This window comes from Oceanobacillus damuensis (assembly GCF_001618145.1).
GTDB lineage: Bacteria > Bacillota > Bacilli > Bacillales > Amphibacillaceae > Oceanobacillus > Oceanobacillus damuensis.
The window spans coordinates 1-14,152 of record NZ_LQNF01000056.1 but is presented as its reverse complement, the minus strand read 5'-3'; the positions used below and the strand labels follow the sequence as shown (position 1 = coordinate 14,152).

At 35.9% G+C, this 14,152-nt stretch carries 13 protein-coding genes and 3 pseudogenes; 9 read left to right on the top strand and 7 right to left on the bottom strand.

Annotation, left to right across the window (positions count from 1 at the left end):
- Positions 1-197 precede the first annotated feature (197 nt).
- Positions 198-734 carry a dihydrofolate reductase family protein gene (locus tag A4245_RS19040; protein ID WP_067730869.1) on the top strand — a complete coding sequence of 179 codons (537 nt, stop codon included), beginning with the start codon at positions 198-200 and terminating at the stop codon, positions 732-734.
- 80 nt (positions 735-814) lie between these two features.
- Here the strand turns inward: A4245_RS19040 and A4245_RS20465 are convergent, their stop codons facing one another.
- The 4 genes and pseudogenes from A4245_RS20465 to A4245_RS19030 form a co-directional block, all read right to left on the bottom strand.
- Positions 815-973, bottom strand: a complete 159-nt coding sequence (locus tag A4245_RS20465) for a hypothetical protein (protein WP_199860722.1) — start codon at positions 971-973, stop codon at positions 815-817.
- 307 nt (positions 974-1,280) lie between these two features.
- Positions 1,281-1,612 (bottom strand): annotated as a pseudogene (locus A4245_RS19880) (MFS transporter); the annotation flags it as partial.
- Positions 1,613-1,702: 90 nt separating this feature from the next.
- Positions 1,703-2,148 (bottom strand): annotated as a pseudogene (locus tag A4245_RS19875) (JAB domain-containing protein).
- A gap of 477 nt (positions 2,149-2,625) precedes the next feature.
- Positions 2,626-3,321 (bottom strand): hypothetical protein, encoded by a 696-nt coding sequence (locus A4245_RS19030; RefSeq protein WP_067730864.1) that lies wholly within the window; start codon positions 3,319-3,321, stop codon positions 2,626-2,628.
- Between the two features lie 133 nt (positions 3,322-3,454).
- Between A4245_RS19030 and A4245_RS19025 the strand changes: the two genes are divergently transcribed.
- From A4245_RS19025 to A4245_RS19015, 4 genes are all read left to right on the top strand, one after another.
- Positions 3,455-3,979: a hypothetical protein gene (locus A4245_RS19025; RefSeq protein ID WP_067730862.1), complete on the top strand. Its 525-nt coding sequence runs from the start codon at positions 3,455-3,457 to the stop codon at positions 3,977-3,979.
- A gap of 316 nt (positions 3,980-4,295) precedes the next feature.
- Positions 4,296-4,472, top strand: a complete 177-nt coding sequence (locus A4245_RS19870) for a helix-turn-helix domain-containing protein (RefSeq protein WP_084268874.1) — start codon at positions 4,296-4,298, stop codon at positions 4,470-4,472.
- A gap of 252 nt (positions 4,473-4,724) precedes the next feature.
- Positions 4,725-5,135, top strand: a complete 411-nt coding sequence (locus tag A4245_RS19020; RefSeq protein ID WP_067730860.1) for a hypothetical protein — start codon at positions 4,725-4,727, stop codon at positions 5,133-5,135.
- A gap of 138 nt (positions 5,136-5,273) precedes the next feature.
- A complete protein-coding gene (locus A4245_RS19015) occupies positions 5,274-5,474 on the top strand; it encodes a hypothetical protein (RefSeq protein ID WP_067730858.1) in 201 nt (66 codons plus the stop codon).
- Between the two features lie 151 nt (positions 5,475-5,625).
- Here the strand turns inward: A4245_RS19015 and A4245_RS19010 are convergent, their stop codons facing one another.
- Positions 5,626-6,861, bottom strand: a complete 1,236-nt coding sequence (locus tag A4245_RS19010) for an IS110 family RNA-guided transposase (RefSeq protein WP_067730856.1) — start codon at positions 6,859-6,861, stop codon at positions 5,626-5,628.
- A gap of 679 nt (positions 6,862-7,540) precedes the next feature.
- On the opposite strand from A4245_RS19010, the gene A4245_RS19005 reads away from it, so the two are divergent.
- Complete coding sequence (locus tag A4245_RS19005; RefSeq protein WP_067730854.1) at positions 7,541-8,338, top strand: DUF2971 domain-containing protein; 798 nt, start codon at positions 7,541-7,543, stop codon at positions 8,336-8,338.
- 152 nt (positions 8,339-8,490) lie between these two features.
- Here the strand turns inward: A4245_RS19005 and A4245_RS19000 are convergent.
- Positions 8,491-10,038: pseudogene (locus A4245_RS19000) on the bottom strand (ribonuclease J).
- A gap of 258 nt (positions 10,039-10,296) precedes the next feature.
- Between A4245_RS19000 and A4245_RS18995 the strand changes: the two are divergent.
- Positions 10,297-11,568, top strand: a complete 1,272-nt coding sequence (locus A4245_RS18995) for an MFS transporter (protein WP_067730852.1) — start codon at positions 10,297-10,299, stop codon at positions 11,566-11,568.
- Between the two features lie 44 nt (positions 11,569-11,612).
- Here the strand turns inward: A4245_RS18995 and A4245_RS18990 are convergent, their stop codons facing one another.
- The gene (locus tag A4245_RS18990; protein ID WP_067730850.1) at positions 11,613-11,795 is read right to left on the bottom strand and encodes a helix-turn-helix domain-containing protein; all 183 of its coding nucleotides are present in this window, start codon (positions 11,793-11,795) and stop codon (positions 11,613-11,615) included.
- Positions 11,796-12,105: 310 nt separating this feature from the next.
- Between A4245_RS18990 and A4245_RS18985 the strand changes: the two genes are divergently transcribed.
- Together A4245_RS18985 and A4245_RS18980 are read left to right on the top strand one after the other, a co-directional pair.
- A complete protein-coding gene (locus A4245_RS18985; RefSeq protein WP_067730848.1) occupies positions 12,106-13,566 on the top strand; it encodes a SulP family inorganic anion transporter in 1,461 nt (486 codons plus the stop codon).
- 46 nt (positions 13,567-13,612) lie between these two features.
- A complete protein-coding gene (locus tag A4245_RS18980; RefSeq protein ID WP_067730846.1) occupies positions 13,613-14,029 on the top strand; it encodes a universal stress protein in 417 nt (138 codons plus the stop codon).
- Positions 14,030-14,152 lie beyond the last annotated feature (123 nt).

Below are 14,152 nucleotides of genomic sequence, written 5' to 3'. Positions count from 1 at the left end.
TCTCACGCACCATAGTTGATCGACCTTCCTCATCCAGCCGTAGAATCAGTATCGACGCAGTGAACCATTTTCATTCTCTGTGGTGCAGCGCTGGGTTTGCGCTGCATGAATGACTAACGGGGCAGGTTAGTTGAAGAATGAGATATTCTTTGATACATTAGTAAGCGAACGTATATTCTAGTTTAACGGAGGGTTTAATGAATAAAAAACGAAATTTAGTATTATTTATTGCTTCGAGTTTAGATGGATATATTGCTACTAATGACGAGTCACTTGAGTGGCTTTATAATGTTGAAGGTGAAGGTGATAATGGCTTTTCAGAGTTTTATGAAACGGTGGATACGGTTTTACTTGGTAAAAGGACTTACGATTGGGTAATGAAACAACAAGATATTGAGGAATTCCCATATAAAAACAAACAATGCTATGTGTTTACAAGGTCTTCTATTGAGAATACCAAAGATGTAAAATTTGTTAATGACGGTGTAAGTGAATTTATTGAAAAACTAAAAAGCCAAGATGGGAAAAACATTTGGATTGTCGGTGGAGGAGAACTGTTGCATTCTTTTATACAAGAAAAATTCGTTGATGAACTCATTATAACGGTTGCCCCTACTTTACTCGGTAAAGGAATTCCGTTATTTAGAGAGGGAGATTATCAATTAGACCTTTCGTTGAAAGGAATGAGAAACTTCAATCAGTTTGTAGAACTCCATTATGAAGTTAAAAACTAATAAAAATTCTTATTGTGTTAACTGATGCAGGGACTTGAACTAGTAAGATCATCAAATGTGTACTGTACCCTTAGTGGTTTTTAATCGCGCATTGCTCCTGCCTCTCGAGAAGTCATTGCACCTTGTCCTTCGCTTATATCTTTCTGAATTTCTTGTTTTACCTTATTAGTATCGGTTCCGGCAAATCCTGGCTTCATACTAGAACTCAAGGTTTTTTTAGCTTGTTTATCCTTTTGCATACAAGTCCTCCTTTATTTCTTGTTTAACAATCTTATTATTTACAAAAAAACATTCGGTATAACCTGAGTATTTAAGCAAATTATACTTCAAGTAAATGGCGCTTTAACACAGCAATGAGATCGTCGCTATGGCGGTCTTTTTTAACTAACGGGGCAGGTTAATGAAATAAGAACATAGTGGATATGAGTGATCAAGCTCTTTTATAATAAAGACTTTTTGAATAAGTTTAATGTAATTGAGAAAGTGAAAACGTGTATTTATACAAATAAAACCCGAGCATATTATTACAAGCTCGGGTTTTGTTAATTACTTTTGGGTTTGTTTTGTTAATGAAGGCAAAGTTTCATTTAATCGAATAGCTGCTAGTCGACCTGCACTTAATGGTAATAGAGCTACTAAGCCAATTGCCCAATTAACATTTAGCATATCTGTTAATAACCCTGCAAATAATGCTCCAAATGCATATCCACTATCCGCCAAAAACGATAAACCCCCATTGATGAAGCCCTCCATTCTGGCTGTGCTACATCACTAATTGAAGCTTGTAGGGTTGTATATACCATTGCGGTTCCTAAACCTAAAAGAATAGCTGCTATCAACCATAGGCTATATTGGTTTACAAATAAAATCATCCATAGACAGGAGTTGGCTTAACCGTATCACAAATCGGACTCTTAGTTGCTATTTATCCAGCTTCGTGGGGATTTTTCCAATTATTCACTGGAGCGTCAAGATAAGTAACCTTTTTCCTTCATACTGAAATATTTGTTGGAATTTCTACCAATAATAATGTGATCTAAAAAATCAATTCCAATTATTTCTCCAGCTCTATCTAACCGTTTGGTAATCTGTACGTCCTGGGGGATGGTTCGGGATAGCCACTAGGATGATTATGAAATCCGATGATAGATGCTGCATTGTTAAGTATAGCTGTCTTGAAAGTTTACATGGGATGAACGGTGGTTGCACATAATGAACCAATATGCGCCCGATGGACAGCTACTATCTCCATCTTTACATTGAGACAAGCGACCAGAAAAACCTCCCTATCTTCATCTCCAATCAAGTCGATTGCCAAATCAGCAGCATCAGGGATTTGTCTAATAATTGACCTTTTAACCTCTACACTCGTAACTACTTGCTTAATTCGTTGGATTTCGTAAATTGTTTCCATGATAATGTCCTCCTTTTTGTGTTAGCTTAGTGAAACCAGAAAGCCACCCTTTAATGAGTGACTTTCGCTACATATGATTATCTAGTAATACCAATCAATCGTATTTGCAAGTTATGCAAGGGGTACCGCCAACATTTTAACGAAAAAATACGCTAATCCAATATTTGGAACATAAAAGCCGAATTCTCCTACGCTAAGAGGATCCGGCCTTGTAAAAAAAGGTAATTTATAATTACCTTTTTTCAATATCCATATTAAATTTATGTAGCTTTAAAATAAAGTTTGATCATTTCTACTTATGTTGTTCCACAAAAGCGCCCTTACTTGAAGAAGCCACTAAAAAGTCGATTCCTTAACGTACAGGGAATCGACTTTTTTAGGTTGAAAATCTGCTTAGCGTACAAAATTTCCGAAATGTTGGCGTATCCCTTACTTGTACTGTCAAGGTTGCCGACGGTTTAAAAGCACAGGGCTTTATTAATGATAGTTAGTACTTTGGCTATTGTTTGAGTCAACCATATCATTTATTTTTTCTCTTGCTTGTTCAACCATTTCATCGGCAATCATGACTATGTCCGTATCGAATTTTCCTTCTGTTGGGACATCAAATTGAAGTTTCTCTGCATAAGGTGCTGGTCTATTCAGCATATAAGCAGACATAACTTCACACAGGAGATCACGAGCTTCTTCAGAGTTTAGCTTTTCTGTAACAATATCATGCATTACGTTAAGGGCAGTAAAATTAGCAGCCTCTATATCACAACGGGAAGATACCTCTCCCCTTGTCTTTTCAACGATAATACTTCCATCAAACTTCGCTAATTCGCTCAACTTCTCTGGTGGCACCTTATAATTAATAACATTTTCGATTACATCGGTATGAGGTTGTGGAAAATCATGTGGAATTTCATCTTGATAAACAATAGTCCGTTTCCATGGCCCATTGTTATACCAGATTAACCGACTTGGAATCGCTTCATTCGGAGGACCATATTGTTCAATTGTAAGATTTGCTGATTTCTTTGACATAGCATTCCAATCATTAACAATCGCATTCACTGACTCCATACTTTCAAAAGCTTTAGTGGTTTTCTCAGCACCCCCAACGGACTGTACTTTAAAATCACTTCTCATGGCAATTGCTGCAGTTTTTAGCTTTTCTTCTTGTTCCATAATATACCTCCATTATAATAAGTTTAGTTTATTATTTGATAAAATCTTTATATTAATCATTTTTATAAAGAAAGAACCTAAATCTAGGCTTCCACATATGTTGATTACTAACTGATGTTTTGGAGGTATAAAAATGAATAATGATTATCAGAGTTGCGTAGACCAAATTTTAAGTGCTTGGGAACCGAAACAAAAAGAAGGTGCTTTAAAAATAATTCAAAAGTATGGTTACCCTCAAGAAGCTACTGCAAGCAGATTGATTTGGTACAATAACGGTGTTTGGAAGAGAACGATTGTTCACCGAGATGCAGTATCACATTGTTTTCCTACTCTTCATCCTGACTTCCTTGAACAAACCATTGATTACAGAACGCCTTTAGATGCCTTTGATGCACTTGCTTATTATGATGGGGGTGTTTACCCCGACAGAACAAAGGGTGAAGTTTCTGTATTTTGTGATAAGGAAGAGATGAATACATTGTCTTTGAACCTATTCCATGATATTGTGACGTGTAAACGAACTGTTGAAGAAGCAAGAAAGTGCTACACAGAAATTGCTAAAAACTACTTGTTGAATGGTATTTCTTCTCCATATTTAGAACAGTTATTGTTCCCTCCTCAACATAATACAGCAGACCCTGATGTTAGATACTTCTAATATCCTTTTTAGACTCGACTGAGTATGATTTTTTGACTAAGTTTAAGTCGATAAGGCGAAAAATAAACAACTCTTTTTTGAAACGCCGCATTTGTCAATTGAAGAATGCGGTTTCTATTGTTGAAAGTAAAATTTGTATTTAACGATCTTCCACAATCGGGCATTTAACGGAACAACTCTATTGTTACTTAAGAGTTGCCTAACCACTTTTCATCTTCACTATAAAAACACCCCTTTTGATATAGTGTGCACCCCTTAAAATAGACGTTGAAAAAACCACCGGTTACAACGTACGATTTTTAAGGGGTGCATTTTTATGGCTATAAAAGGACAAAAGAAAAGAACTTACACATTCGAACTAAAAATGGAAGCATTAACGTTAAAGAAAAAAGGTTGGACGAAACGACAGATTGCCAATAAATTAGGGATTAATGATAAGGATTTGATCAAGGCTTGGGTACGAAAATACCGAGCGCAGGGAGCCATGGACTAATTTTCATCTTTTTATGTGGCAAACATTTAACAAGGTAAATTTCCTCCTGACGTCGCATAGTGGGGAGAAATAAATAGGAATTAAACAATAAACCTTATTCAACAAACTGGTGCAAGAGTTCAACAAGTCGGTCATCTAAATGATTGTCTTTTTTTCTAAGAAATGTTTTTTGAATATTATGGTACTATGAAGGTGGAGTTATTTAACTTTCGGGGCAGAAGAGTTGAAGAAAAATATTTTGGGGGAAGAAAGATGATTAAGAAAATATTTGGCTTTAAGGAAAGAAAATCATTAGAAAATATTACTTTGAACAACATCCAAGACAAGATGTATGAAATAGGTTTCAATAAGGAATTTGCTGAAGAAATAATGATTATTTTAGAAAAGAGATTTAACAAGTATGGTGAAAAAGAATTCCAAGAATGGTTTAACGGATTACATTATAGAGTACCAGAAGAATTAAAAGATGAATTACTTGCTATTAAGATATATGAAAAACACTCGCTCTTAATTGAGGAACAAGTGAAAGAGTTAGAAAAAGAAACAAAATTGTCCTGGGTAATACAAACTGAAGATTTAAAGAATATAAATGAAAAAGCAAGAAAAGTTCAGTTAGTAATAAGAGATAGGCTCTCAGGTATTGCTTTAGACTTGTTAACCTAAATGGTGCAAGAGTTCAAAAGCCGATTATCCAATTATCGTCTTGCTATATCAAAATTGCAATTTCCCTATGAATATTATGTTAATATTAGAAAATGAAGTTTTTAAGCTATGAGGCCGGTTAGCAGAACGGAGGTAATTATGATTATAACAGGAAAGAAAATTGGATTTTTTGTAGGTTGGTTAGCATTTTTAACTTCAATGTTCGGAATTATCAGTAATGTATGGTTGGAAATAGAATATTCGTATTTAGCAATTGGGACAGGGCTTTTATCTAGCTTTATATTATTGGTATTATGTTCAAACAAAAATAATGATAATGGGCAGAAGTGTGAAATCTAATAGTTCTTCTTCAACTAAACCAGCTAATAGTTGTCAATATTTTTCACTAAAAAAATTAAATTTCTCATGATATACTAAAAATACGCATGCCAAATAACCCTCCACTATTCAGTGATTGGAAGGTTTTGTTATATTTAGTTAGATATAGTTTTTATGCTATATCTTGGAAAGTAGTTCTGCTTTTTAGTAGGGCGTAAATCCAGTGTAAGAGCTTATTCACACATGCAATAACTGCTACTCTAAAGGATTTTCCTTCTTCACGTTTTTTATCATAAAACTCTCTTAGTCTCTTATTGCGTGCTATTATCTCATCGGTCGTCTTCTTTTTACGAGCATCACGAATACCACTTTGAACAGCCATATATAAAGCGTGCCGTAGTCTATTAGATCCTCGTTTGGTGATTCGATTTACTGATGCTGTAAACTTACCAGAAGAGTAAACACTCGGATCAACTCCTGCGAATGCAACGAGCTTTTTGGCATTATTAAATCGATCAATCTCTCCAATCTCGGAAATAATCGTTGCAGCGATTTTTTCTCCGATTCCAGGAATCGATTGGAGAATATGATATTCTTCAATTTCCTTAGCGAGGGAATCTATTTCATTCGCAATCTTTGATAGATGCTCTTGGTATTGAAGAACAAGATTAACTAACATTTCAAGATTGAAAATATTGCTCTGATACAGGTTATTCTGGAACGGGTTACGAAGGGCTGCTTTTTTTAGCTTTTTTGCCCTTTCTTGTGCCCAAAGGTCGGAACGACTTTTACATAATGAACTTATCTTCTCTGATAATTCACTTTCACTCGCACTTAATACCGCCTCAGATGTTGGAAATGCTAGTAAAGTAAGCAAAGATACCCTTGAATATAAACTCCCAAACACACCTCTATATTCAGGGAATACCTGATCTAACAAGGAGTGTAACTGTATTTTAGTTTTTGCTGATATTTCTGCAATACTTTCTTGTTGTCTAGTAAGGTTGCGAAGGTTTAAAAGTTGAACACCTCGCTTTTTATAAGGTTCCAACTCTTCTTTATAAAACAGCTCACAAAGGTGATAGGCATCTACTGCATCTGTTTTAACTTTACGTAGACTTGAACTCTTGGCACGATGTGAGATAAGAGGATTGACAATAATATAGACATACTTTTGCTCCTCCAAAAATTGAATAACTGGATAATGATAGTGACCAGTTGATTCCAAAACGACCGTAGGTTGGTTGTTAGCTGATTTTTCAACTTCATGAAGGAATTCTAGTAAATTTCCCAACCCTTTTATGTCATGCTTAATACTAAAGTTCTTTCGATAAGGTTTACCTTTATCTAAAAAGGCTTGAATCTGACTTTCCCCTTTTGAAACATCCAGACCGATGACTGGATTCATACACGATCTCCTCCTAAAATATTAAATTAGTCGGTAACCCCTAAGGCTTCTTGTAATGTCATAGGTTCGCTTGTTAAACGGGATCACATTGTCCCAACCAGCCTGAAACATGTTTATACAATTAGGGAGTGAACAGTTAGCTAACGAGGTCAAGTCCCACTGATGTGAAGTTCTACCCCGACTACCGTTATAATAAGATCTTATAGAACAAGTTTACCAGTAAATTCTGGCTAACCTTATATTACGAACTGGTGTGTTACTTCAAGATCCAGCTGTTTTGTATTATTATGAAATAACTGGTCATGATAGTTTAAGAAGGAAGAAAGTAAGTTAAAGTAAACTTTCAATTGAAAATAAATAAAATATAGGCTATTTGGAGATGAACATTTGTGATTTTAATGCAAATAGAAAAATTTGTGATGGTGGTAAATTTGAAGTTTATATTAGAATATACAGTGCTGAAAAGGATTTGAAAAAATACACACGAAACATTATAAAGTACTCTAAGTTGTATACTCGTAACAAATACATAGGTACAATTTTTTATTCATTATTGGTATCGTAGCAAGTAATTTTATTTATGATACCTTAACTATCTAAAATGATTTCCTTATGATTAAAGACAGTCAAAAGTCATTTCTACTTAATGTAATTAATTAGGAAAAAGGAGGACAATAAATTGGATAATGAAAAAACTCGTACGTATTTAACTAGAAAACAAGAATTTGAAGAACTTTATCAATATAACAATGAATATAATATTTATAACAATAAGATGGATCTATCAGTAGGTATATGGCGTTACATGAATTTTTCTAGATTCGTTAACTTGCTAGATTCCAACTCTTTGTTTTTTAGCAAACCTTCATCTTTTAGAGATCCCTACGAAGGTTCCTACTCAGAAGTAGATATCAAGCGTATCATAGGAGAGCCCGATTCTTTCGTCCCTAATATCAAATCGGATTATGATGATAAAAGACAGCAGTTAATGAAAAAGTCAAAATTGTTACTTGATCTCGTTGGTGTATCCTGTTGGCATCTTAATAACAATGAGTCTGCAGCAATGTGGGATTTGTATTTAAGATCAGGTGATGGCATAGCTATAAAAAGTAATGTGAGTAATCTAATCAGAAGTATAACTAGTGATGATGTTTTTTACGGACAGGTTCAATATATTGATTATACTAAAGAGATCACAAGTAATAACACTTATGAGAGTCTATTCTATAAACGTAGTTCTTTTAGCCATGAAAATGAATTTAGATTAATTTGTTTTGAGTCTATTGAAGAGCCTTACTTTAAAAATTATGGTACGTTGCAAAAATGTGACATAAATCTATTAATCGATGAGATTTATGTCTCTCCGCTTGCCCCAAGGTGGTTTACTGATACCGTGAGATCAGTCAGTGATAAATATGCTATTAATAAACCAATTATACAGTCATCGCTGTACAATTCGCCTAAGACGTTTTTTTAAGATTATTGTTACCGACAGCCAGATGAACCTGGCTGATAACATAGTATATTAAGTTATACTACATGTCATGAGTCCTGATTCAAAAATAAATTTTTCTACTGGCCTGCAGGTAAAATAAAATTGCTTTGAACTTCCTGGGTATGCAATTCGAATTAGATTGTCATGATTATGGGGTAAATCATAGGATTCCTTTTCATTTCTTTATAAATATAGGATTGAACCAAATCAACAATCGTTCTTTTTAACTCGAATATAGGAACATTACCGTCCTGGATTACATGATTAATTGTAGACTCTACTAACTTTGAAAGGTTGTTCAACAAATCGGTGGATTCTCTTATATAAACAAAACCTCTGGTAATTACTTTAGGGCCGGATAGGATTACTGAATTTTGAACGTCGATGCAAAGGATTATTAAAACGATGCTTGATTGGGAAAGGATACGTCTATCTCTTAACACAACCGTACCAATGTCCCCAATGCCTTTTCCGTCTACATACACTGGATTTGCAGGTATAGATCCACTTTTGGCTGCAGTTTCTTTGTTCAATTCAAGAATATCCCCATTATCTAATAGGAATGTTCTTTCAAGAGGAACTCCGCATTCATTTGCCAACTCTGTATGTTTCTTTAACATACGATATTCCCCGTGAATAGGCACAAAGAATTTTGGTTTTAACAACAGAAGCATGAGCTTTAATTCTTCCTGTGCTCCATGTCCCGATGTATGAATATTTCTTAGTTTATGATGAATGATAGTCGCACCTTTTCTTGAAAGTTGATCGATAATTTTATTTATACTTAATCCATTCCCTGGTATTGGTGATGAAGAAAATATTACCGTATCATTACTTTTAACAGTCAAATTGCGATGACTTCCATTGGCTATACGAGATAATACGGCAAACGGTTCCCCTTGACTTCCTGTACATATTACTGAAATATTTTATGTTCGGGCCACTTGCTAATCGAGGAGGGACTGATTAATCTTCCGTTTGGAATATCAATATAACCGAGGTCCTGGGCTATCCTTACGGCTTTTTTCAGACTCCGTCCCAATACAACAATTTTACGACCATTTTTTATGGAAGCTTCGACTGCCTGTTTGATTCTATAAATGTTGGAAGCAAATGTGGCGAAAATAACCCTTCCCGTTAATTCAGCAAAAATATCCTGTACAGTATCACTTATAACCCTTTCTGATAACGAGAATCCCGGTACTTCACTGTTGGTGCTGTCGGATAGCAAGCACAAAACCCCTTCTTTACCGATAGCTGCGATTTTTGTTTGATTCGCAGGTGCATGTTCTTAAATTTTATATCCTGTTCCTCATGTATTTCATGGAGATCGTATTCTTCGACAAACCGTGCTCCTCTAATTTTCCCCTTATCAATTCAAGCGCAATTTTCCCAGCATAAATTGGCATTTTTATTTCTTTAAATAGAAATGGTATCCCACCGATATGGTCTTCATGCCCATGTGTAATAAAAAGTCCTTTAATTTTATGCTTATTTTCAACTAAATAAGCGTAATTTGGAATCACATAGTCTATTCCGTATAACTCATCTCCCGGAAACTTGATACCAGCATCAATAATTATGATTTCATCCTGATAATCGATCACATACATGTTTTTACCGATTTCATCTAGCCCACCCAATGCAAAAATGGCTACATTGTTCTTTTTTACATCTTCCATTATAAACCCCCTCTATCTACTTATTAATAGTTTAATTCTAACATATGGATTTTTTAATTCCATATATTGGTGGAGGAACATCGAAATAGTTGATCAGCGTATATTAATAAGTTGTTTCCTTTTTTTGCATGAAAATTAATGATATTATGCTTTTATGTAGTTTTTGATGAGATTGACGTTAGAAAAAAACTGTTTTATCTATTATTTCTTCCCTATATATCTCAATACTATAATCAACTTGGTTTGGGGGAAACAAGTGTGGCGTTCTTTCGAAATTTTTATTATGGATGGGTAATCGTTTTAATTGCCGGGCTAGGCGTGTTCTTTTCAGGTCCAGGTCAAACCTATTCCAATTCGGCGTTTATCGATCAATATATAAATGAGTTTGGCTGGTCCCGTTCCCAGGTCTCAGGATTATATTCCACTGCAACTTTAATTGCGGGAATAGCAATGATTTTTATTGGAAGATTCATTGATCGATTCGGTCAGCGGGCGATGATGGTAACGATAGGTACACTCTTTGGAATTGCCTGCCTTTTTAATAGCATCGTTTCCAGCATGTGGATGCTGATGATTGGTTTCTTTTTAATCCGTCTGTTGGGACAAGGCAGCATGACGCTTATTCCAAATACATTGGTGGCACAATGGTTTGTCAAAAAGAGAGGTGTGGCCTTCAGCATTATGACATTAGGGAGCTTTGCTAGTGCCATGTCGCTTCCAATTATTAATACGTGGCTGATCAATACGTGGGATTGGCGTTTTGCTTGGCAATTTTGGGGGATTTTATTACTCTTTGTATTTGTACCGATTGCCTTTTTTGGTGTGCGTAATAAACCGGAGGATATGGGACTATCACCGGATGGACCGTCTACTGGTAAGGAAACAATGAAAAGATCAGTGCCAGGGATGAAGCTTAAAGAGGCTGAGCAGGATTGGACACTGCAGGAAGCAAAGAAGACAAAAGCCTTTTGGGCGATTCTTGTATGTGTTGGTATTCCCGCAATGGTCAATACAGGCATTACTTTCCATATCATCTCCATATTCGGTTCAAATGGCTTGTCCCCGGAAATTGCCGCGATGGTCTTAAGTTTAATGGCTATTGTGGGAATCCCGATGTCTTTCGTGTCAGGTTATGTGACGGATAAGATACAGACCAACTATCTGTTGCTGGTTATCTTCCTGATAGAGATTATTTTACTGTTGATGTTACTGGTGACAAGCAGCTTTTGGTTGGCTTTATTATTTGGAATAGTATGGGGGATTGCAAACGGTCTTGAACGGATTAGTTTAAATGTCATATGGCCTAACTATTTTGGCAGAAAGCATATAGGGAGTATTAATGGTGTGGGTGTAACGATTACAGTCATCGGGTCGTCCCTGGGACCACTTCCTTTTGGGATAGGATATGATCTGTTCCATAGTTATACTCCTGTATTGCTCGCTACATTAGTATTTCCGATCATTGGGGTTGTTTGTGCCTTGATTGCTAAAAAGCCTGATAAATCCCAAATTGCAAAGGCACATAGTTAAACACATGAAGAGACCCTACAATAGATTTAGGGTCTTTTGTGTGTTTAGATTTGTTCTCCCTTTTTCAGTTTTTCAATGAACTCATTTAGATCTTCTTTTTTTACTCTCCAGTGCCTTCCGATTTTAAATCCGAGCAGTTTTCCTTCTTGTACTAATTTATATGTTGTCATTTCACTCAATTGCAAATATTCCGCAACCTGTGAGACGGTCATTATTTCATGCGTCATAAAAGATGCCTCCAAACTGTTAACTTATCCTTATCATACCATAGATGTTAAGGATTTTATAACATTTTATAGCAAAATAAGCTGAATTATAACTGATTATGCTCGAATATAAAATTTTGCACCTTTTGTTAAAATGGCTAGATAATTGGAGAATAACGGAGAGTAAATGAGTATTCTTTCAATGTTTACGTTTACTTCAGGTTTTGAGATTGTGAATATCTGTGATATGATTCGATTTGTTGAAAACGGAACTTAACTTTTGTGAGAGTCAAAAGTTACTATAAAAATAAAATATAAAAGAGGTGCTAAATTGAAAGTACAAGATTTAAAGCAGGAATGGTTTGGAAATGTTAAAGGGGAGGTATTAGCGGGAATTGTTGTAGCACTTGCCCTGATACCGGAGGCGATTGCCTTCTCGATTATCGCTGGTGTTGATCCGATGGTCGGCCTTTATGCCTCCTTTTGTATAGCGTTAGTGATTGCTTTTGTGGGTGGTCGACCGGGAATGATTTCTGGTGCGACAGGTGCAATGGCACTTCTGATGGTCAATTTAATTGCAGAACATGGATTGCAGTATTTACTAGCTGCAACCATATTGACAGGTATTATCCAGATATTATTTGGCGTATTTAAATTAGCAAAAATGATGAAATTTGTTCCGCGTTCGGTCATGGTTGGATTTGTAAATGCGCTTGCAATTATGATTTTAACAGCCCAATTTCAGCATTTTGTTGGTGAAACTTGGATAATGTATGCACTTGTTGCATTGACATTGGCAATTATTTATATTTTACCTCGGTTTTCCAAGGCTATTCCATCGACACTAGTAGCAATTGTAGTCGTAACTGTAATTGCTGTTTTCGGAAATATTAATGTCGGAACAGTTGGAGACATGGGAGCACTGACACAACAGTTACCAGTATTTTTGATTCCCAGTATTCCATTAACATTCGAAACACTAATGATTATTTTGCCTTATTCCTTATCGTTGGCAATTGTTGGATTAATCGAATCGCTGTTAACGGCGAATATTGTCGATGATATGACAGATACAGAGAGTAATAAAAACAAAGAAAGCCGTGGACAGGGAATTGCTAACATCGTAACAGGATTCTTTGGTGGAATGGCTGGGTGTGCGATGCTGGGACAGTCTGTTATTAATGTCAAATCCGGTGGAACGGGCAGATTATCCTCGCTTGTAGCGGGAGTAGTTTTAATGGGAATGATCATTATCTTGGGTGGAGTGGTTGTCCAAATTCCAATGGCAGCATTGGCTGGCGTCATGATCATGGTGGCCATCAGTACGTTTGACTGGTCATCGGTTAAAAACCTGGCAAAACTACCAAGAACAGATGCACTCGTCATGGTGACTACTGTAGTTGTCGTGCTTGCGACACATAATTTAGCTATCGGTGTACTAGCAGGTGTTTTACTGAGTGCTATATTCTTTGCAGCTAAAATATCAAAGGTAAAAGTAACAGAAGAGCTGGTTTTAAGGGGACAGAAGAAAATCTATCATGTTGATGGCCAATTATTCTTTGCATCCGTGAGTGATTTCCCAGCTAAATTTAACTTTGACGACTCTGTAAAAGAAGTAGAGATAGACTTAACGAATGCACATCTTTGGGATGATTCCGCAATTGGGGCATTGGATAAAATAGAAATGAAGTTCGCACAGAATAATATTAAAGTTATTTATACGGGAATTAATAAAGAGAGTAAGCAATTGAAAAACAAAATTGGCGGCCTCTCAAACGCTTCAGGACATTAATTCCGATTAATAAAATAAAAGAATAATAGCTAATGGGGTGGAGTATTTGTTTAATCGAATATTATTGGCGGTAGACGGGTCGGAGAATTCTTTACGATCAGCCCAGCATGCAATAGCGCTTGCTGAAAAGTTTAATGGAACAATTGATGTTGTTTATGTGGTCGATGGCAGTACAGCGAAAGAAGATGTTCTGCATGCAACGAATAAATTTGAAATTGAAAAAAAGCGAAAAGAGAAATTGAAACCGATGAGGGAGTTATTGGAAAAATCGGGTACAGATTTCTATACTCATGTACTGCACGGAGAACCAGGTCCGGAGATCGTTGAATTTGCAAATGAAAAAGCATTCGACTGTGTCGTGATTGGTAGTCGTGGGTTGAATGACGTACAGTCCTTTATACTTGGAAGTGTCAGCCATAAGGTTGCCAAACGCGCAGAATGCCCGGTTCTTATTGTGAAATAAGACAGTTATCAGATATGATACACAAGAAACCTGAGTTCAATTATTGAACTCAGGTTTCTTGTGCGGTAAGAAAGCATTCCTGTAACAAAGCAAAATGAGGATTGAATAAAAAAAGTCCCCTTG